Raw genomic sequence first — 19791 nt, forward strand, 5'->3', positions numbered from 1 at the left:
CAGCGAATAGCTCCCAATTTAGCTTTATAGGAGGGAAGAAGTAAGATGGCGAATGGACGCGTGGTTCAGGTAATGGGTCCGGTTGTTGACATCGAGTTCGACCGCGGACACCTGCCTGCCATTTACAATGCGATCAAGATTCAACATAAAGCACAAAGCGCCGGCGAGCGCGATATCGATCTGACTTGTGAGGTTGCTACTCACCTGGGCGATAACCTGGTTCGTACCGTAGCGATGTCTTCCACCGACGGTTTGGTTCGCGGCATGGAAGCAGTTGATACCGGTGCACCTATTTCCGTTCCGGTAGGGGCAGTAACCCTCGGACGCGTATTCAACGTTTTGGGCGAGCCGATCGACCTGAAAGAGCTCGGTCAAGTAGATCGTCGCGACCCGATTCACCGGAAAGCACCTGAGTTCGTTGAGCAGGCGACGACTGTTGAAATCCTGGAAACAGGGATCAAGGTAATCGACCTTCTGGCTCCGTACATCAAGGGCGGTAAGATCGGACTGTTCGGTGGTGCGGGTGTAGGTAAAACCGTTACGATCCAAGAGCTGATCAACAACATCGCGCAAGAGCACGGTGGTATTTCTGTATTTGCTGGTGTAGGGGAGCGTACCCGTGAAGGGAACGACCTGTACCATGAGATGAAAGATGCGGGCGTTCTGCCGAAAACCGCAATGGTATTCGGTCAGATGAACGAACCGCCTGGGGCGCGTCTTCGCGTAGCCTTGACCGGTCTGACCATGGCGGAGTATTTCCGTGATGAAGAAGGCCGCGACGTTCTTCTGTTCATCGACAACATCTTCCGCTTCACCCAAGCGGGTTCCGAGGTATCCGCTCTCCTGGGCCGTATGCCATCCGCGGTAGGTTACCAGCCTACGCTGGCTACCGAAATGGGTCAGCTGCAAGAGCGCATTACCTCCACGAAAAAAGGTTCCGTCACGTCCATTCAGGCGATCTACGTACCGGCGGACGACTATACTGACCCGGCTCCTGCCACTACGTTTGCTCACTTGGACGCGACAACCAACCTGGAGCGTTCCATCGCCGAGTTGGGGATCTTCCCTGCGGTAGACCCGCTCGCATCCACTTCTCGGGCGCTGACCCCTGAGATAGTTGGTCAGGAGCACTACGACGTGGCTCGCGGCGTGCAAAAAATCCTGCAGCGTTACAAAGAACTGCAAGACATCATCGCAATCCTCGGTATGGACGAGCTGAGCGACGAGGACAAACAAGTTGTCGGACGGGCACGCCGCATTCAACGCTTCCTGTCCCAGTCCTTCCACGTTGCCGAGCAGTTTACCGGTAACCCGGGTCAATACGTGCCTCTGAAGGAAACCGTCCGCAGCTTTAAGGAAATCCTTGAAGGCAAGCACGACCATCTGCCGGAGGCTGCGTTCCTGTATGTAGGTACCATTGAAGAAGCGGTTGAAAAAGCGAAAAGCATGGGCATGGAGTAAGACAACCCTGGAAAGGGGAGACGTGAAGTGAGCAAGATGACAGTTGAAGTCGTAACTCCCGAACGGGTTGTCTTTAGCGGCGAAGCAACAATGGTAATTGCGCGTGGTGTGGCAGGGGAACTGGGTATCCTGCCAAATCACATACCGCTTGTAACTCCGCTTAAGGTTGCGCCTGTTCGGGTGAAAACCACAGGCGACAAAGAGACGTTAATTGCCGTAAGCGGCGGCTTTTTAGAGGTTCGCGGCGACAAAGTGACGATCTTGGCAGAAGCTGCCGAGCTGCCCGAAGACATTGATGTCGCCAGGGCGCAAGCGGCGAAGACTCGTGCCGAACAACGCTTGAAAGAAAAGCAAGCAGATTTGAATCAACGCCGTGCGGAATTGGCCTTGCAGCGAGCGATGACACGCCTTTTTGTTGCAAATAATAAGTAGGTTGAGTAAACCCCCGCGTTTGCGACGACGGGGGTTTTTCACGTATGATTGGCAAATGGCCGTACGTTATGTGTATAATATAGCTAATGTGTTTTTTGGCGGAGACAAGGAGAGTGAAACAGATGCAAACGATTCGAGATATCCGTAAGAACGACGATATCACACCGATCCCTAACGGCTTTACGGAAAATGGCTGGGCGAATATCTTGTCGCATGAGCTGACGCTGTTGTTTCATGCGATGTGTTATGTGGTAACCAAGTACGATTCCAAAGAGGCGATGAAGCAAGGTTTAGCCCAGATCAACGGATTGAGGGGGACCTTTTCCGATCTCGACAAGAACCTTTTTAAATCGGAAGAGTCGTATCAGGGATATATCCAAAAATTGGAGAACCATAAGAGATTTATTGAGCGCTCCAATTTTACCTATCCCAAGACTCGCGATGAGGCGATCGAACTGCTGACCCAATGGGGGCTCGTGCTGGACAAAGGGGATGTCTGGGACGTTCCAATCGAACCGTTCCCGGATGTACAAGAACACTTCACCTTGACGGACGAAGAGAAAGCGGCTTTGAACCACATCAAGCTGGAGGCGATCGTTCATCCGATCTTCAGCAAGCTTGTCCTCTTCCTGCACGAAAAGGATGAAAACGACTTTAGCTACTCCAAAGCCGATCTGAAAGAACTGCTGCAGATCGATGATGCCATGCTGATCGAAGTCCTGATCAAATTAACCCCGTACCTGAAAGAGCCGATTGAGAACTTCCTGGCCATTCCCGATGATGAACAGATGGAATTTACCGTCGTTTGGGAGCGCATCTACGAGGATTTCCTCGGAACGGCCAATCCGCAGGCTCTGCAGTAAAAAGCGCAATCGAGAACCGAGGCTGTCCCAAGGAGCGAAAGAAAACGCTTTGCGGGGCAGTCTTTTTGCTGATGAAAGGTAAATAATAAAATATTCAAAAAGTTTTTGCCCCCAGTTTGCAATGCTGTCCGAAGATAAAACAATTCGGTACCCATAGCGAAACCTGCGGAAAACCGGCCGAAGAAAGCGCCGAGGTTCGTAAAATTCTTGCGGACTATAGGGAAATTTTCAACGCTTTTGCCTATTACCGCAATTAATGGGCAGAATATTTCGAGAAGGTAAGGGCTTTCATTTTACACTGCTGTAACGATTTGTTATAATTATCTAGGAATTTTATAGATAAATCAGAATGAGTATTTGTTCCATCATTTACAGTATAACGGAGGGACATGATGAGTGCGCTCTACGCAAACAATTACTTGATTGTTACCATCTTTTTGGTGCTTGGCGTACTGCTTCCGGTTGCAACGGTCAGCATCATCGGACCTATGCTTCGCCCGAACAATCCCACATCAGAGAAGCAAACAACGTATGAAAGCGGGAACATTCCGGTCGGAGACAGTTGGGTGCAGTTTAATGTGAAGTATTACGTCTTCGCCCTGCTCTTCGTCATTTTTGACGTGGAGACGCTGTTTCTCTATCCATGGGCTGTCGCTTACAACCAACTGGGATTGTTCGCGCTGATTGAAATGTTGATCTTTATCGTGTTGTTAGTGATCGGGCTGATTTACGCCTGGAGGAAGAAGGTGCTGGAATGGAATTAAACCTTGAGAGCATTGATCCTTCGCTGCAAGAAGAACTGAACCGAAACGTCCTGATGACCACGATGGAGACATTGAAAGGCTGGGTTCGCAGCAATTCGATGTGGCCGCTTACTTTTGGTTTGGCCTGCTGTGCGATTGAGATGATGAACGGCGGGGCTCCTCACTACGACCTCGATCGTTTCGGGGTTATCTTCCGCGCTTCGCCGCGCCAATCCGACGTGATGATTGTCGCCGGCACCGTCACCAAAAAAATGGCTCCGCTGCTTCGCCGCCTGTACGACCAGATGGCGGAACCCAAATGGGTGGTTGCGATGGGCTCCTGCGCCACCGCCGGAGGGCCGTACGTCAAATCATACAGCGTAGTGAAAGGGGTAGACCAAGTCGTCCCCGTTGACGTCTACATTCCAGGGTGCCCGCCGAACCCGGCAGCACTGATTTACGGAATTAACAAGCTGCAGGAAAAAATCCGCTACGAAGCGAGGACTGGGAAGAAGGTGACCAGTCAATGAGTGAAGAAAAACGCAAGCCCACTCCTGAAGAAAAAGCGAAGGCGGCAGCAGAAGCGAAAGCCAAAGCTGAAGCGTTGAGAAAAATAAAAGAAGCAGATCAAGCGGGTGCGTCTGAGGCAGCCGCTCCTTCCGTTGCCGGGCAGAATGATCAGGCTCCCCAGCCGTCTGTGGAGCAAGTCACGGCGGCAGAGACCGGGAAGACGGCAGAAGGCGGCGCACCGTCGGCAGATGCGGATGCGAAGGCCAAGGCGGCCGCGGCGGCGAAGGCCAAAGCAGCGGCTGCAGCGGCAGCAGCAGCCAAGGCGAAAGCAGCGGCCCGTGAGGCGGCAGAGACCGGGGAAACGGCAGAAGGCGGCGCACCGTCGGCAGATGCGGATGCGAAGGCCAAGGCGGCCGCAGCGGCGAAGGCCAAAGCAGCGGCTGCAGCGGCAGCAGCAGCCAAGGCGAAGGCGGCCCGTGAGGCGGCAGAGACCGGGAAAACGGCAGAAGGCGGCGCACCGTCGGCAGATGCGGATGCGAAGGCCAAGGCGGCCGCAGCGGCGAAGGCCAAAGCAGCGGCAGCAGCAGCCAAGGCGAAAGCGGCCCGTGAGGCGGCAGAGACCGGAGAAACGGCAGAAGGCGGCGATTCGTCGGCAGATGCGGATGCGAAGGCCAAGGCGGCCGCGGCGGCGAAGGCCAAAGCAGCGGCTGCAGCGGCAGCAGCAGCCAAGGCGAAGGCGGCTGGCGGCGGAGCAGCAGAGGAAGAAGCGCCAAAACCGCCATCCAAAAACCAGCCGTATCTGGACAAATACGTGAAGCTGATCAGTGACAAATTCGGTGCGGAAGTGTTGGAAACTTCTTATATTAATGAGCTGGCAAAAGAAGTTCCCACCCTGGTCGTAAAAAGCGATCGCTGGTTTGAGGTGGCCAAGTTTCTAAGGGATGAGGAGCAGCTCCATTTCGAGTACTTGTCAGATTTGCACGGCGTGGATTACGATGACCGCATGGAGGTTTACTATCACTTCTATTCCTATAAAAATAGGCAGAGCCTCGCCGTCAAAGTAAAAACAAATCGCGAACAACCGAGTGTGCCGTCCGTGATGCCCTTGTGGTCCGGGGCCAACTGGAACGAGCGGGAAACCTATGACCTGCTCGGGATCGATTTTCCCGGCCACAGCGATTTGCGCCGGATCATGCTATCGGATGACTGGGTCGGGCACCCTTTGCGAAAAGATTACGTGCAGTACGACGAGGAGGTGTAGAGGATGAGTACCTCTCCTGCAACAGATATTCGCACGGAAGAGATGCTGCTAAACGTAGGGCCGCAGCATCCAAGCACGCACGGAGTATTTCGGCTGGTGGTAAAACTGGACGGGGAGACGATCACGGAAGCGGATCCCGTCATTGGCTACCTGCACCGCGGCACGGAAAAACTGGCGGAAAACCTTACGTATACGCAGATCATCCCCTATACGGACCGGATGGACTACCTGTCGGCCATGACCAACAACTACATCATCTGCCACGGCGTGGAGACGATGATGGGATTGGAAATTCCCGAGCGGGCCGAGTACCTGCGGGTGATCGCGATGGAACTGAATCGGGTGGCCAGCCACCTCGTCTGGTGGGGGACGTTTCTCTTGGACATGGGCGCGATGAGTCCCTTTTTATATGCGTTTCGAGACCGGGAAATGATCCTCGAGCTGTTTAACGAACTGTGCGGTGCGCGCATGACGTTTAACTATATGCGTGTCGGCGGGGTAAAATGGGACGCTCCCCCCGGATGGATCGAAAAGGTAAAAGACGTGGTCAAACACGTGAAGAAGCAGCTTCCTGACTACCATAAACTGGTCACAGGCAATGAGATCTTCCTGAACAGGATTAAAGGCATCGGCCATTACGACCAGCGGACGGCACTCGATTACTCGCTTTCCGGTGTCATGCTTCGCTGCACCGGCGTGAAGTGGGACCTGCGCAAAGACGAGCCATACAGTATCTATGACCGCTTTGAGTTTGACGTGCCTACCGCGACAGAGGGGGACTGCTTCGCACGTTATCAGCTGCGGATGGCCGAGATCGAACAGTCCCTGCGCATTTTGGAACAGGCTTTGGAGCAGTTCCCCAGCGATGGGGAGATCATCGGAAAAGTACCGCGGGTGATTCGTCCTCCCGCAGGCGAAACTTATGTGCGGATCGAAGCTCCCCGCGGGGAGATCGGCGTCTACATCGCCAGCCAAGGGAAAGACAAACCGTGGCGCATGAAGTTTCGCCGGCCTTCATTCGTCAACCTGCAAATCCTGCCCGAGCTTTTGAAGGGAGTCAACATATCCAACATGGTCGTGATCTTGGGGAGCATAGACATCGTTCTCGGGGAGGTTGATTGCTGATGCTGCAATGGCTGAATCAGGCCCCTTCCTTGTGGAATACGACTCTGTTTGCCATCAGTGCCGTACTCCTGCTGGTCGTCTTGCTCGGCTTCGTCACATATGCCATCTACTTCGAGCGTAAGGTCATCGGCTGGATGCAGCTTCGCTACGGGCCCAATCGAGTGGGGCCGCTGGGGCTTTTGCAGACCGTGGCTGACGTGGCCAAACTTTTGATTAAAGAAGATACCCGTCCCAAACACGCCGACAAAGCGCTGTTTGCGCTGGCTCCGATACTGGCGTACGCCCCGGCTTTCGGGGTCTTGGCGGTCATGCCGTTTACGGATAAGATCCAGTTTGCCGACCTCGGGATCGGGCTGCTCTACTACGTTGCCTTATCCGGGATCACTGTCCTGGGTGTCATTACGGCCGGGTGGGCGTCCAACAACAAGTACTCGCTGATCGGCGGGCTCCGGTCCGCAGCGCAAATGATCAGTTATGAAGTGCCGCTGGTCATGTCGGTGGTCGGAGTGGTGCTCATGACGGGCAGCCTCAACCTGAGGGAGATCGTATTGGCCCAACAGGATGTGTGGAATATCGTTCCGCAGTTTCTCGGCTTTGTCGTGTTTATGATTGCGGCCCAGGCGGAGCTGAACCGAACGCCGTTTGACCTGCCGGAAGCGGAGTCCGAGCTGGTAGCGGGCTACCACGTGGAATACTCCGGTTTTCGCTTCGCCATGTTTATGCTTGCAGAGTACGTGTACATGTTTGGAATGGGAACGCTCATCACCATTCTGTTCCTTGGCGGATGGCTGCCGATACACCCATCGCTCAGTTTTATTCCGGGGATCGTCTGGTTTATCTTAAAGTTATTGCTCTACGTGTTTTTCCAATTTTGGGTGCGGGCTACCATGCCTCGCCTGCGGGCGGACCAGTTGATGTCCTTTGCCTGGAAAGGCCTGCTGCCGCTTGCCCTGTTTAACATCTTGCTGACAGCGGCGGTCATTTCCTACCAAAATGGCATGTTTTAGCGAGAGCCACATGCCCAAGGTACAAGTCTAACATTCAGGGGTGAAACACATGCTAGGATTCGCCAAGGGATTGGGGTACACCCTGAAGCAGCTTTCCCAAAAGAAAGTGACGCATATGTACCCGGACGTGCCCATCCAGATGCCTTCGCGGTTTCGGGGAATTCAGCACTTTTCGCCAGAGAAGTGCATCGTCTGCAACCAATGTGCGCGCATCTGCCCGACCGAATGCATCCAGTTGACGGGAAAACCGCATCCCGATCCGGAGAAGCGAGGAAAAGTGATTGACACCTACGACATCAACTTCGAGATCTGCATCCTCTGTGATCTGTGCACAGAGGTTTGTCCAACGGAGGCGATCGTCATGACGAATAATTTCGAACTGGCCGCGTACAGCAGGGATGAATTGTTCAAGAACCTGGAGTGGCTCGATGACAACAATACCAACGTCAGGGAGGAGAACTAGTGATGACTGGCTCATTTGCTGCGTTCTTTATCCTGTCTCTCCTGACGATCGGCGGAGCGGTCTTTATGATCAGCTTTACCCGGGTCGTTCATATGGTTATTTCGATTGGCATTACGTTTTTGAGCATCGCCGGATTATTCGTCCTCTTGGAGGCGGAATTCGTGGCGATCTCCCAAGTGCTGGTTTATTCCGGGGCTATTTCGATTCTCATGCTGTTCGGCATTATGCTGACCAAACACGACGCTACCGATGAAGGGAAAAGCCGAGCGCAAAAAAGCTGGATCAGCTTTGTCGTCGTCGCCGTTTTCTTTATCCTGATGTTCTTTGCCATTCAGAACGCTCCCTGGCCGAATGTACCGGCTGAGACGGATACGGGCGTGAGCAATGTCAAACAGATCGGGCTTGATGTCTTTACGAAGTACGTCATTCCGTTCGAACTCCTGTCAGTCCTCTTGTTGGTATCGCTGGTCGGTGCGATTATCATGGCGAAGAAAGAGGGGGGGAAGAGTAATGGGTGTGCCGATTTCTTCTTATTTGCTGGTTGCGCTGATCCTGTTCTCGGTAGGGTTGTTCGGCGCGTTGACCAAGCGAAACGCCATCATCGTACTGCTGTCCATCGAACTCATGCTGAACGCGGTCAACATCAACCTGGTGGCATTCGCCAAGTACGGATTGTACGCCAGCATTACCGGGCAGATATTCAGCCTGTTTAACATGACCGTAGCAGCCGCAGAGGTAGCTGTGGGCATCGCCATCCTCATCTCCCTCTACCGCAACAAGAATACGGTGCAAGTCGACGAAATGGATACGATGAAACAATAGATCAAGGAAAAAGGAAGGAGAACTTATGGATACAATGATGCAATACGCCTGGCTCATTCCTCTTTTTCCGCTTTTGGCTTTCATTGTGATCGTCTCGTTCGGACGGCAGTTGAAAGAGGGATCCGCCTATATCGGGATTTTGGCTGCGGCCATTTCCTTTGTGATGGCGCTCATGACATTTTTCGCCCGGTTTCAAGAGGGGGCCATCGACTACGGTCTGAATGTGAGATGGCTGCAAATGGGCGACAGTGTCGTGACGATGGGGTTTGAGGTAAACCAGTTAAACGCAATGATGCTGGTGATCGTGACAACAGTCAGCCTGCTGGTGCAGATCTATTCCAAAGGATATATGCACGGCGACGAGCGCTTTCCCGTGTTTTATCAATACTTGTCTCTGTTTACATTTTCGATGTTGGGCCTGGTCATTTCCCCCAACCTGCTGCAAGTATACATATTTTGGGAATTGGTCGGGGTTTGCTCTTTCCTGCTCGTCGGTTACTACTATTACAAGCCAGAAGCAAAAGCCGCTGCCAAAAAAGCGTTTATGGTGACGCGGATTGGTGACGTAGCGCTGTTTATCGGGATCATCCTCCTGTTCTGGTGGACGGGTTACTTCAACTACTCCGATATCTTTAACGCAATCACTGCAGGCAAATTGGAAACCTGGCAGATTACCTTGACGGCATCCTTGATCTTTATCGGGGCAGTGGGGAAATCAGGCCAGTTTCCGCTGCATACGTGGCTGCCTGACGCCATGGAAGGTCCGACGCCGGTGTCCGCCTTGATTCACGCGGCGACGATGGTGGCGGCCGGGGTCTACCTGGTGGCGTCCGCATATCCGCTGTTCATCGCGTCTGATGTCGCGCTGGGCATCGTCGCCTACGTCGGCGGGTTTACCGCGATCTTCGCCGCGTCCATCGGCTTGACTCAGCGGGACATCAAGCGGGTGCTGGCGTACTCCACCGTGAGTCAGCTCGGGTTTATGATGCTGGCTTTAGGCGTTGCCGGCGCAGCAGGCTATACTGCCGGCGCGTTTCACTTGATGACCCACGCCTTTTTCAAGGCGCTGTTGTTCCTCGCTGCGGGCAGCGTGATTCATGCCGTTCATACGCAGGACATTTTCCAAATGGGCGGTTTATGGAGAAAAACGCCGATTACCGCGTGGACATTTCTCGTCGGCTGCCTGGCGATTGCCGGCATTCCGCCATTTTCCGGATTCTGGTCAAAGGAGAATATTCTCGGTGCCGTCTACCTGGCCCACCGCTACGATCTGCTGGTGTTGGCGCTGGTGGCCGCGTTCTTTACTGCGTTTTACATGTTCCGCCTGTTCTTTGTGACCTTTACCGGCACGGCGGCAGGTTCGGAAGAGGTACATGAGTCGCCGGCCGTCATGACCATCCCGCTGATCATTCTGGCTGTATTGGCAGTGGTATCCGGCTTTATCAACATGCCTTTTGCCCCGATCCTGAATGAATGGCTGATGTCCGGTTCGGTAGGGGATCTCATATACGGAACGCTGGGGCAGGAAGAAGGACACGCCCCTTGGTTCTTGCAGTTTGCGGCGATCGTCGTCTCTCTGCTCGGGATCTACCTGGCTTACATCATGTATGGCAAGCGGTCGCTGCCCGTTCAGAGCGTCGTGAGCTATGCTCCCGGTCTGTACCAGTTGTCGTATCACAAGTATTACATCGATGAGGTCTATCAAGCGGTGTTTGTCCGGCCGCTGACTGGAATCGGGCTGGCTTTTCAATGGTTCGACCGGTACATCATCGATGGGCTCGTCGGATTGGTGGCGAAGATTGTGAACACCGCAGGTTCACTTCTGACCCGCCTGCAAAATGGGCAGGTGCAGCGGTACGGGTTGGTCGCCTTGCTGGGACTCGTCCTGTTCATTGTCGGTTTTACGGCGTATGGAGGTGCAGCGCATGTTAAATAGTTATCTGCTCAGTCTGATTACCTTCTCACCGCTGCTCGCGATCGTCGTCCTGGCGTTTGTGCCAAAGCAACAAGGGGGTACGATCAAGTGGATCGGCGTGCTGGGTACGCTTCTGCCGCTGATCCTGTCGCTCATGATGTTTGCGGGATTTCAATATGAGTCATCGTCGGTGCAGTTCGCCGAAAAAGTGCCATGGGTGACCATCCCCTTGACCGGCTCACCGACGGGTGAACTGGTCTCGCTGAAGATCGACTATGAAATGGGTGTCGACGGCATCTCGATGTCGCTGATGCTGCTGACTGCGATTGTCGCCACAATGGCTGCGATTGCGTCCTGGAATATAAAACGGCGGTTGAAGGAGTACTTCATCCTGTTCCACATCCTCCTGATCGGGATGCTTGGGGTATTTGCCACCCAGAGTCTGTTTCTCTTCTTCATCTTCTTCGAACTGACCTTGATCCCGGCCTATTTCCTGATCGGGATATGGGGATACACGGAGAGAGAGAAGGCGGCCAACAAGTTTTTGCTGTATAACGGCGTGGGCTCGGCAATTATGCTGATTGCGTTTATTGCCTTGTTCCTGAACGTTCCGAACGAAGAATTGCAGATGACGATGAACATGAGCGAGCTGACCGCAGCGTTTGCATCCGGCGAACTTCCGCCGGAGCTGATGTCTCCCGCTCTGCAGTTTGGGCTGTTCATCGCTTTGTTTATCGCCTTTGGGATTAAGCTGCCGATCTTTCCATTCCATACGTGGATGCTAAAGGTTCACGTACAGGCTCCGCCGCCGGTGGTCATGATCCACTCCGGTATTCTGCTGAAGATGGGCGCTTACGGGTTGCTTCGGATGGGCATCGGATTTTTCCCTGCTGAAGCCTACAGCTTTGCCACCTGGATGGCGGTACTGGGAGTCATCAACATCCTGTACGGGGCGGTGCTCGCTTTTGTGCAAAAAGATATGAAAATGGTCATGGCTTACTCCAGTATCAGTCATATGGGCGTAGTCCTGCTAGGCTTGGCCGCCATGAACACGATCGGCTTCCAGGGGGCCGTCTTCCAGGTCATCTCGCACGGGTTTATCTCGGCGCTCATGTTCTTCCTGATCGGTGTCGTCTGGGAGCGAACCGGTACTTCCACGATCACGGAGCTCGGCGGATTGGCCAAGTCGATGCCCTTCATCAGCGGCGTCATGCTTGCCGGGGCAATGGCCTCACTCGGCTTGCCGGGGATGTCCGGGTTTATCAGCGAGTTTCTCTCCTTCCTCGGATTGTTCGGAGTCAAGCCGGTCCTGGCGGCTCTGGGGACGCTCGGGATCATCCTGACGGCAGCTTACCTGCTGCGGGCCGTGCTGCGGACGACGTTTGGTCCGACGCCGGAACGCTGGGTTCGACTGGCAGACGCGCAGCCGTTAGAAGTGGTGCCGATGGTCGTGCTGCTGGGATTCATCATCCTGATCGGTATCTATCCCGCCGTGCTGAGTGATCCGCTGCAGGAGACGCTAAAAACAATCGTACCTATTGTACATGGGATAGGAGGGTAGACACATGGGTGTAAAAGATATATTTCAATACAACTGGAGCTACCTTCTGCCGGAATTTACAATACTCGGGTTTGCTACCCTGCTGTCGCTGATTGACCTGGGCCTCCGCAAGCGGAGCCGGGCCGTCCTCGGTTGGCTGGCTTTGGCCGGCGTCATTCTCGCGGGAGGATTCGTCCTGTGGAATGCGCAGATTCATCAAGAGCCGTTTTCCTATATGAACGACATGCTGCGGGTGGACAGCTTCGGCAACGCGTTTAAGCTGATTTTCCTGGGCGGTGTGGCTTTTTGCCTGATCATGTCGCAGTCTTATATGAAAATATCCGACGAGGTGACGCACCGGGGGGAGTATTACTACCTGATGCTGACCGCATTGCTCGGCGCGATGGTCATGGCTTCTTCCGCAGACTTGATCACGCTGTTTGTCGGGCTGGAGCTGCTTTCGATCTCGTCGTACATCCTGGTTGGCCTGCGCAAAAAAGTGCTGCAATCAAATGAGTCGTCGTTCAAGTACCTTGTGACCGGAGCGATTTCCTCGGCGATGATCCTGTTCGGGATGTCCTATGTCTACGGATTGACCGGTTCGACAAATCTCTATCAGATCTCTCAGCGTTTAGGGGAGGCGTATACCAGCGGATTCAGCTTCTTGATCCTGCTGTCGTTCGCATTTTTGGTCGTCGGCCTCAGTTTCAAGATATCGACGGTACCCAATTACATGTGGACACCCGATGTCTACCAGGGAGCTCCTACTCCCATCACCGCGTTCCTCACTGCCGTGTCGAAGGCGGCGGGATTTGCCATCGTGATTCGCTTGCTGCTGGTCTGCTTTGTGGGGTTGATCGACCCCAATCTCTATGCGTCCGCAAGCGGCGGCAGGGTCTTCTTCGAGAAGCCGACTTTCTTCCTGTCTGTCATCGCTGCCCTGTCGATGATCTTCGGAAACACATTGGCTCTGCGTCAGACCAATGTAAAGCGCATGATGGCCTATTCGGGTATCGCCCAAGCCGGGTACCTGCTGGTGCCGTTTGTGACTTTGACACAGCTGTTTTTTGAACAGACGGTTTTTTACCTGTTCGCCTACCTGCTGATGAGCTTTGGCGCCTTTGCGATCATCATGGCGGTATCCCATGATCGGAAGAGCGAAGATCTGGGGAGCTTTGCCGGGTTGTATCACCGTTCTCCGCTGGCGGCGGTGGCCATGACCATCTTTATGCTGTCGCTTGCCGGGATCCCGGTGACGGCCGGATTTTTCGGCAAGTTCTACATCTTCATCAGTGCGGTGGCGGTGCATCAATACTGGTTGGCGGCCGTGATGATCGGTACCAGCGTGATTTCTTACTACTATTATTTTGGCTTCATCCGGCAGATGTATATGCGCCCCGGAAACACGGAAGCGCCGCTTCCCCTGCCGAAAGGGGTCGTGTTTATCGTCGCCGTGACGGCGATTGCCACTGTTGTGTTCGGGGCGGCGCCTGAGCTTGTCACCCAATATGTGCATCATCACTTTAACTCCGGCTTTGATTTTGGTAATCTATTAGTACCAAGCAGTGAATCATAACAAAACGGTCGGGACCGTTTTTCCTCTCAGAGGGACAAATGAAGTGTCGACCGCATGCAAGAGAGGGGTGGCAGCTACCTGCCTCCCCCTTTTCCATACATAACGGTAAGGAGTAGTGATGGATGTTCGGGTCATTTGGCTTGTCGGCACTGCTGACGATTTTTATTTCGCTTGTTTGCATCGCGCTCAGCTGGTGGGCCCTGCAGGCATTCCGGCTGGATCTGTTCGTGAAAAAACCGGACAGCGCACAGGTGAAGCTGCTGCAAATCCTCTTATCGATATTCCTGGGGCATGGCGTTGCCCGGTTTTTCCTCGATTACCTAAGTTCCTCCCTACTGCTGCAGGACTTGTTTAAATAAGGAATGCAACTGGTATATCTCACCATTTTTCCGTGCAGACTATTTCTAATAAGAGAAAGAAAAGCACGGGGGAGAGGGTTGCGATGTCCAAAAGAACAATGCAGACGGTATGGGTCGTGTTCGCATTGCTGCTGGCGTACTTTCTGCCGGCAGCCGCAAAAGAACAGGGCAGCGGCGTCACTGCAGCTGAAACTGCTGCCATGGTTCAGGCGGTGGAATCAACGGGCGCCCAGGTCACGGAGATCATTTATCGAACTTCGGTTCCGCTAGAGGCAGTAAACAGTACCAAAGACCTAATTGATCTTGGTGACAGATGGAGTAAAATGCTCTCAGTGCCTGTTTTACATAAGCTAACGAGAGAGAATGAGCTGCAAGTATATGAAGCAGGCAAAAAGACAGGCAGTGCGGAGTTTCAATTTCGGCTGATTGGGGTACCTAATGGAGAAGAATATGTCACACATCTTGTATTGTCCATCCATGGAGAACGCTCACAATTACAAGATCTAGTGCAATTGTTGCAAACGGCGGATCAGGCGCTGCGGCGTGCCGGGGCGATTCCGCAATTTAGCACTTGTATTCGTGGAATGTACAGTGATACACTGATTGATGATCAGCAGGAGGGCAAGATTTTTGCTGTGCTAACATCTCTCCAAGCCAATGAAATTGAGCGCCTGCAGGATGAAACGGTTACGAGTGTTTCCGCGTACACGGAACTGTGGGGCCATTTCATCACAACGAACCATGAAAAAATGAATGTACAGGTGGCCACTCATTTAGACAAGAAAAATAATGTGACGCGTATCACCGTCGGGACACCTATCATCACAGCGGAATATTAAGCACGCGGAGGGATACACATTGGAAAAAATCGTTGTCCGCGGTGGTAAGGTTTTAACGGGAACTGTGAAAGTATCAGGGGCAAAAAATGCCGTCCTCCCGATCATCGCCGCATCGATTCTAGCTGAAGAGGGTGTGTGCGTCATTCACGACGTACCAGGACTGGACGATGTTCACACGATCTGCGAGTTGCTCAGAACCCTGCAAATCGATATTACATACGACAGTGAAACCTTGACGATTGACGCCACGAAACTGGAAGGAATTGAAGCTTCATACGAACTGGTCCGAAAAATGCGGGCTTCGTTTCTCGTCATGGGGCCGCTATTGGCCCGCAGCGGAAAAGCTCGCATCGCTCTTCCCGGGGGCTGTGCAATCGGTACCAGACCGATCGATCAGCACCTGAAGGGGTTTGAAGCGATGGGGGCCAAAATCGACATTGGCCAAGGCTTCATTGAAGCGTCCGTAGCCGGGCGGTTAAAAGGGGCGAAGATTTATCTGGACATCGCCAGCGTAGGCGCTACGGAAAACATCATGATGGCGGCTGCGCTCGCAGAGGGAACGACTGTGATCGAAAACGCCGCAGAAGAACCGGAGATCGTAGATTTAGCCAACTTCTTGAACGGTATGGGGGCAAAGATTCGCGGCGCCGGGACAGGCTCTATTCGCATTGAAGGCGTGGAGAAGCTGCGCGGCTGCACACATGCCGTAATTCCGGACCGGATCGAAGCGGGAACCTTTATGGTGGCTGCCGCGATCACAGGCGGAGACGTCTTTGTGGAAAATGCCATCTGTGATCATCTCAAATCCATTACGGCCAAGCTTCGCGAGATGGGCGTAGAGGTGGATGAGCTGGAAAACGGCGTTCGCGTGCGCCGAAAGGGCCCTTTAAAGGCTGTCGATGTAAAGACGCTGCCGTATCCGGGTTTTCCCACCGACATGCAGTCGCAGATGATGGCATTGTTATTAGCCTCGGAAGGGACGAGCATCGTTACCGAAACCGTCTTTGAAAATCGCTTTATGCATGTGGAAGAATTCCGCCGCATGAGTGCCAATATTAAAATTGAGGGACGCAGCGCCATTGTGGAAGGCGGCGTAAAGCTGACCGGCTGCAGGGTGTGCGCTACGGATTTGCGTGCTGGAGCCGCACTGGTGCTGGCAGGACTGATCGCGAACGGTGAGACAGAAGTAACCGGGCTGCATCATTTGGACCGTGGTTACATCAATTTTACCGAAAAATTCCAGGGGCTGGGAGCCGCGATCAAACGCGTATCGATTGTCGAGGTGCCGGTAGCCCATACGGTTAAACCGGCAGTGCTGAAAGGCGATCTGTCTGCAAATCTCATTTAAACCCCACAAGACTTCCGTTTTGGAAGTCTTTTTTCTTTTTCATAGACTATTTGTTCTACCCCTACTGCACAGGTCATAGACTATAGTGGTCAGATTGTCCCCAAGAATGCAGGAGGTGGAGATGATGTTGCGGCGTTACTTGCTTTTTCTGCTTACGGTTCTGCCGATACTGCTGATCGTGCTGCCGGCCGGGATTGTTCTCTATTTTTCCCCGAATGCTAGTGTTGCCGTGCCGGCTCAGAGTGAACAAGGGACGACAGCCAGCACCGCACCTCAGCCAGAAGTAAAAGTATACCGGTCGGAGAAACAGAAGACGGAGACGATTCCGCTGGAAAGGTATATCGAAGGCGTGGTGGCGGCGGAAATGCCGGCCGAATTCGAACTGGAAGCCCTGAAGGCGCAGGCGCTTGCCGCCCGAACTTACATCGTGAGACGCCTGGCCGAGGGGAAATTTGAGGATGTGCCGCAAGGAGCTGAGGTGCTCGATACGGTCCAGCACCAGAAGTACCTGGATGACGAGGAGCTAAAGGCGATCTGGAAGGAAAATTACGACGTGAAAAGGGAACGCATTCGCCAGGCGGTAAAAGGGACAGCAGGCATGATCGTCACCTTTGAAGGAAAACCGATTGACGCGACGTTTTTTTCGACGAGCAACGGGTTTACCGAAAATGCCAACGAGTATTGGAATCAATCGATTCCCTATCTTCGCAGCGTGGCAAGTCCCTGGGATCGCGAATCCCCCAAGTATCAAGCCGTCACGGAGATGAGCCTGGCAGACTTTGAGCAAAAACTGGGAGTATCATTGGACGCCCAGGCGATCAGCACGGGAACGTTCTATTCTGTCATCGAACGGACGACGGGAAACCGGGTGGGCAGAGTACAGATCGGCAATAAAGACTTTACGGGAAAGGAAGTAAGGGAGAAGCTGGGATTGAATTCCACGGCGTTTGCGATGACGCTGAAGAACAACAGCTTGCAGATTACGACACAGGGCTACGGACATGGTGTCGGCATGAGCCAGTGGGGAGCCAACGGCATGGCCAAGGAAGGAAAACGGGCGGAGCAAATCATCAAGTACTTTTATCAGGGGGTCTCTCTGGAAGACTACCACAAAATCTTGCCGAGCTAAGCGAACAAGAAAAATTTTCGCATTATTCTCTTTTCCCTCAGGTTTAGACAGCAGAAATCTGGCGATACTGGGGGATAGAGGTGATAAAAAGTGGAAGATCAAAAGAATCAAAATCAACCAATTCCTTTCAAAAAGTCTGCTTGGAAGAGATTTTTGGGCAAGAAGTGGGCGTTTCCTGCAATCTACATCGGCACCGCGGCAATCATCCTGGCTATTGTGATGTACTTCCAAGGCAACGCTGCGAATTCGCCGGCAGGCAGCTCCCAGGACAAGGAAGGAGTCTCCGTCACAGCTCCCGAGGACAGCAGCGCCGCGCATGACAGCCATGAGAACGACACCGTAGCCGTAAGCAAAACACCTGAGTCGTTGGCATTGCCAGTTGCGAAAGACGTAAACTACGAGATGGGCATGCGCTTCTTCGATGATCAGGCGCCCAAGGAAGAACAGATGAAGGCGCTCGTCCAGTACGACAAATCGGTAACGCCCCACACCGGAGTCGACTTCGTCTCCAAAGACGGAAAAGCGTTTGATGTAGCCGCAGTATTGGCCGGTGAGGTCGTAAAACGGGAAAACAACGATCCGCTTGTCGGCGGCATTGTGGAGATCAAACATGAGAACGATATGGTGACCGTCTATCAGGGCTTGGAAAACATCGCCGTCAACGTCGGAGACAAAGTCACGCAAGGGCAAAAATTGGGAAGTGCCGGACGCAGCGTGTATGAAAAAGACGCTGGAGTACATCTCCACTTCGAAGTGCGCGTGAAGGGCGAACCGGTCAATCCTGAGCAGTATCTCGAAAAAACCCAAACTCAGTAAAAGGGATGGTTCTAAACGGAAAACCTGTCAATATTGGCAGGTTTTCTTCTGTATGTACATGCAGTCAGAAAAAGAATTGCCTTAAATCAGCTTGTCAGGCTTGTAAACGTAGAATATGTGTCCCTTCCTACCCATATATTGTATCAGACAATTTTGATACAGGGAGGCGAAGGGCGTGCACGATTACATCAAAGAGCGAACCATTAAAATTGGTCGATATATCGTGGAAACTCGTAATACGGTTCGCATGATCGCCAAAGAATTTGGCGTTTCGAAAAGCACGGTGCACAAAGATTTGACAGAGCGGCTGCCCGAGATTAATCCAGAGTTGGCCAACCAGGTAAAAGAAATTCTGGAATATCACAAGTCGATCCGGCATTTGCGGGGAGGAGAGGCGACGAAGATCAAGTACAAGCGGAAAAACCGAAAACTGAAACGGGAACAGGAAGAAAGTGTATAAGAAATGCATAAAACTGTTAAATGTTTTGCTTGTCCTCCCACGAATTACAGCCTATGATAAAGTAGTAATCATGTATTTGTAGTAGGGAGGCCCTTTCATGTTTAGCAAAGATATCGGAATCGATTTAGGCACGGCCAATGTCGCGATATTTGTAAAAGGAAAAGGTATTGTACTGGATGAACCATCGGTGGTGGCAATTGACAATCATACCAAGAAAGTATTGGCCGTAGGGAATGAGGCGCATCGTATGGTTGGGCGTACGCCCGGCAATATCGTCGCCATCCGACCTTTGCGAGACGGGGTCATCGCTGATTTTGAAATTACGGAAGCCATGTTAAAACACTTCCTGGCAAAAATCGGGGGGAAAAGTCTGTTTGCCCGGCCGCGTATTTTGATCTGCTGTCCGACCAACATCACTTCTGTAGAGCAAAAGGCCATTCGGGAAGCGGCAGAACGAAGTGCCGGCGCACGGGAAGTGTTTATCGAGGAAGAACCAAAGGTAGCAGCAGTTGGCGCAGGCATGGAAATCTTCCAACCGTCGGGCAATATGGTTGTCGATATCGGCGGGGGAACTACAGACGTTGCAGTTCTTTCGATGGGTGATATCGTTACCGCTTCTTCCATAAAAGTTGCAGGGGACAAATTTGATCTGGCAATCATGCGATACATAAAGAATACTTACAAACTGTTAATTGGGGAGCGTACGGCGGAAGATATAAAAGTAAACATAGGAACGGTCTACGGCGGACGCCAGGACGAAATGGACATACGCGGACGGGATATGGTCACAGGGCTTCCCCAGACCATTACAATCCGTTCGCACCAGGTCCAAGAAGCCCTGGCCGAGTCGGTTCACGATATTGTACAAGCCTCTAAAAATGTTTTAGAACGAACACCTCCGGAGCTTTCTGCCGATATTATTGATAAAGGCGTATTTTTAACGGGAGGAGGGGCCCTGCTGCACGGGATCGACCAGCTTCTGGCCAACGAATTGAAAGTGCCCGTTTTGGTGGCTGACGATCCGATGATGTGCGTGGCAAAGGGTACGGGGATGATGCTTGACTACCTGGACAAAGCCCCCAGACCTTCTCGCAGAAGAAAGTACTTGGGATGAGGAGGAAC

The 19791-nt window shown here is 52.9% G+C and carries 20 protein-coding genes and 1 pseudogene; all 21 read left to right on the forward strand.

Features of this window, described 5'->3' with window-relative positions:
• Window positions 1–45 precede the first annotated feature (45 nt).
• The 21 genes and pseudogenes from atpD to mreB all read left to right on the forward strand — a co-directional run bounded on the left by atpD (window position 46) and on the right by mreB (window position 19783).
• Window positions 46–1461 (forward strand): F0F1 ATP synthase subunit beta, encoded by a 1416-nt coding sequence (gene atpD / locus HGBM_RS10590; protein WP_019121085.1) that lies wholly within the window; start codon window positions 46–48, stop codon window positions 1459–1461.
• A 27-nt stretch (window positions 1462–1488) separates the two neighbouring features.
• Window positions 1489–1893, forward strand: a complete 405-nt coding sequence (locus HGBM_RS10595) for a F0F1 ATP synthase subunit epsilon (protein ID WP_019121086.1) — start codon at window positions 1489–1491, stop codon at window positions 1891–1893.
• Window positions 1894–2015: 122 nt separating this feature from the next.
• Entirely contained in the window at window positions 2016–2756 is a 741-nt protein-coding gene (locus tag HGBM_RS10600) for a DUF6042 family protein (RefSeq protein ID WP_019121087.1), read from the forward strand.
• Between the two features lie 392 nt (window positions 2757–3148).
• Window positions 3149–3520: an NADH-quinone oxidoreductase subunit A gene (locus HGBM_RS10605; RefSeq protein WP_019121088.1), complete on the forward strand. Its 372-nt coding sequence runs from the start codon at window positions 3149–3151 to the stop codon at window positions 3518–3520.
• Window positions 3511–4029 carry a NuoB/complex I 20 kDa subunit family protein gene (locus tag HGBM_RS10610; RefSeq protein ID WP_019121089.1) on the forward strand — a complete coding sequence of 173 codons (519 nt, stop codon included), beginning with the start codon at window positions 3511–3513 and terminating at the stop codon, window positions 4027–4029. The genes HGBM_RS10605 and HGBM_RS10610 overlap by 10 nt, the downstream gene beginning before the upstream one ends.
• Window positions 4026–5270, forward strand: coding sequence for an NADH-quinone oxidoreductase subunit C (locus tag HGBM_RS10615; protein ID WP_019121090.1), 1245 nt, complete (start codon window positions 4026–4028; stop codon window positions 5268–5270). The genes HGBM_RS10610 and HGBM_RS10615 overlap by 4 nt, the downstream gene beginning before the upstream one ends.
• 3 nt (window positions 5271–5273) lie before the next feature.
• Window positions 5274–6395, forward strand: coding sequence for an NADH-quinone oxidoreductase subunit D (locus tag HGBM_RS10620; RefSeq protein ID WP_019121091.1), 1122 nt, complete (start codon window positions 5274–5276; stop codon window positions 6393–6395).
• Entirely contained in the window at window positions 6395–7402 is a 1008-nt protein-coding gene (gene nuoH / locus HGBM_RS10625; protein WP_019121092.1) for an NADH-quinone oxidoreductase subunit NuoH, read from the forward strand. The genes HGBM_RS10620 and nuoH overlap by 1 nt, the downstream gene beginning before the upstream one ends.
• A gap of 49 nt (window positions 7403–7451) precedes the next feature.
• Window positions 7452–7865, forward strand: coding sequence for an NADH-quinone oxidoreductase subunit NuoI (gene nuoI / locus HGBM_RS10630; RefSeq protein ID WP_019121093.1), 414 nt, complete (start codon window positions 7452–7454; stop codon window positions 7863–7865).
• A 2-nt stretch (window positions 7866–7867) separates the two neighbouring features.
• Window positions 7868–8362: pseudogene (locus HGBM_RS27185) on the forward strand (NADH-quinone oxidoreductase subunit J); the annotation flags it as partial.
• A gap of 13 nt (window positions 8363–8375) precedes the next feature.
• Entirely contained in the window at window positions 8376–8687 is a 312-nt protein-coding gene (gene nuoK / locus HGBM_RS27190) for an NADH-quinone oxidoreductase subunit NuoK (RefSeq protein WP_035286802.1), read from the forward strand.
• A 25-nt stretch (window positions 8688–8712) separates the two neighbouring features.
• A complete protein-coding gene (gene nuoL, locus HGBM_RS10645; protein WP_019121095.1) occupies window positions 8713–10623 on the forward strand; it encodes an NADH-quinone oxidoreductase subunit L in 1911 nt (636 codons plus the stop codon).
• Window positions 10613–12163, forward strand: a complete 1551-nt coding sequence (locus tag HGBM_RS10650; protein ID WP_026074320.1) for a complex I subunit 4 family protein — start codon at window positions 10613–10615, stop codon at window positions 12161–12163. The genes nuoL and HGBM_RS10650 overlap by 11 nt, the downstream gene beginning before the upstream one ends.
• A 4-nt stretch (window positions 12164–12167) precedes the next feature.
• Complete coding sequence (gene nuoN, locus HGBM_RS10655; protein WP_019121097.1) at window positions 12168–13718, forward strand: NADH-quinone oxidoreductase subunit NuoN; 1551 nt, start codon at window positions 12168–12170, stop codon at window positions 13716–13718.
• A gap of 122 nt (window positions 13719–13840) precedes the next feature.
• Window positions 13841–14077: a DUF1146 family protein gene (locus tag HGBM_RS10660; RefSeq protein ID WP_019121098.1), complete on the forward strand. Its 237-nt coding sequence runs from the start codon at window positions 13841–13843 to the stop codon at window positions 14075–14077.
• Between the two features lie 83 nt (window positions 14078–14160).
• Window positions 14161–14916 (forward strand): YwmB family TATA-box binding protein, encoded by a 756-nt coding sequence (locus HGBM_RS10665; RefSeq protein ID WP_019121099.1) that lies wholly within the window; start codon window positions 14161–14163, stop codon window positions 14914–14916.
• A 19-nt stretch (window positions 14917–14935) separates the two neighbouring features.
• Window positions 14936–16264: a UDP-N-acetylglucosamine 1-carboxyvinyltransferase gene (gene murA / locus HGBM_RS10670; RefSeq protein ID WP_019121100.1), complete on the forward strand. Its 1329-nt coding sequence runs from the start codon at window positions 14936–14938 to the stop codon at window positions 16262–16264.
• Between the two features lie 127 nt (window positions 16265–16391).
• Window positions 16392–17393 carry a stage II sporulation protein D gene (spoIID, locus tag HGBM_RS10675; RefSeq protein WP_026074319.1) on the forward strand — a complete coding sequence of 334 codons (1002 nt, stop codon included), beginning with the start codon at window positions 16392–16394 and terminating at the stop codon, window positions 17391–17393.
• Window positions 17394–17483: 90 nt separating this feature from the next.
• A complete protein-coding gene (locus HGBM_RS10680) occupies window positions 17484–18209 on the forward strand; it encodes a peptidoglycan DD-metalloendopeptidase family protein (protein ID WP_019121102.1) in 726 nt (241 codons plus the stop codon).
• A gap of 175 nt (window positions 18210–18384) precedes the next feature.
• A complete protein-coding gene (spoIIID, locus tag HGBM_RS10685) occupies window positions 18385–18669 on the forward strand; it encodes a sporulation transcriptional regulator SpoIIID (protein ID WP_019121103.1) in 285 nt (94 codons plus the stop codon).
• Between the two features lie 97 nt (window positions 18670–18766).
• Window positions 18767–19783 carry a rod shape-determining protein gene (gene mreB / locus HGBM_RS10690; RefSeq protein ID WP_019121104.1) on the forward strand — a complete coding sequence of 339 codons (1017 nt, stop codon included), beginning with the start codon at window positions 18767–18769 and terminating at the stop codon, window positions 19781–19783.
• Window positions 19784–19791: the final 8 nt, after the last annotated feature.

This window comes from Brevibacillus massiliensis (assembly GCF_000311785.1).
Classification (GTDB): Bacteria; Bacillota; Bacilli; order Brevibacillales; family Brevibacillaceae; genus Brevibacillus_C; species Brevibacillus_C massiliensis.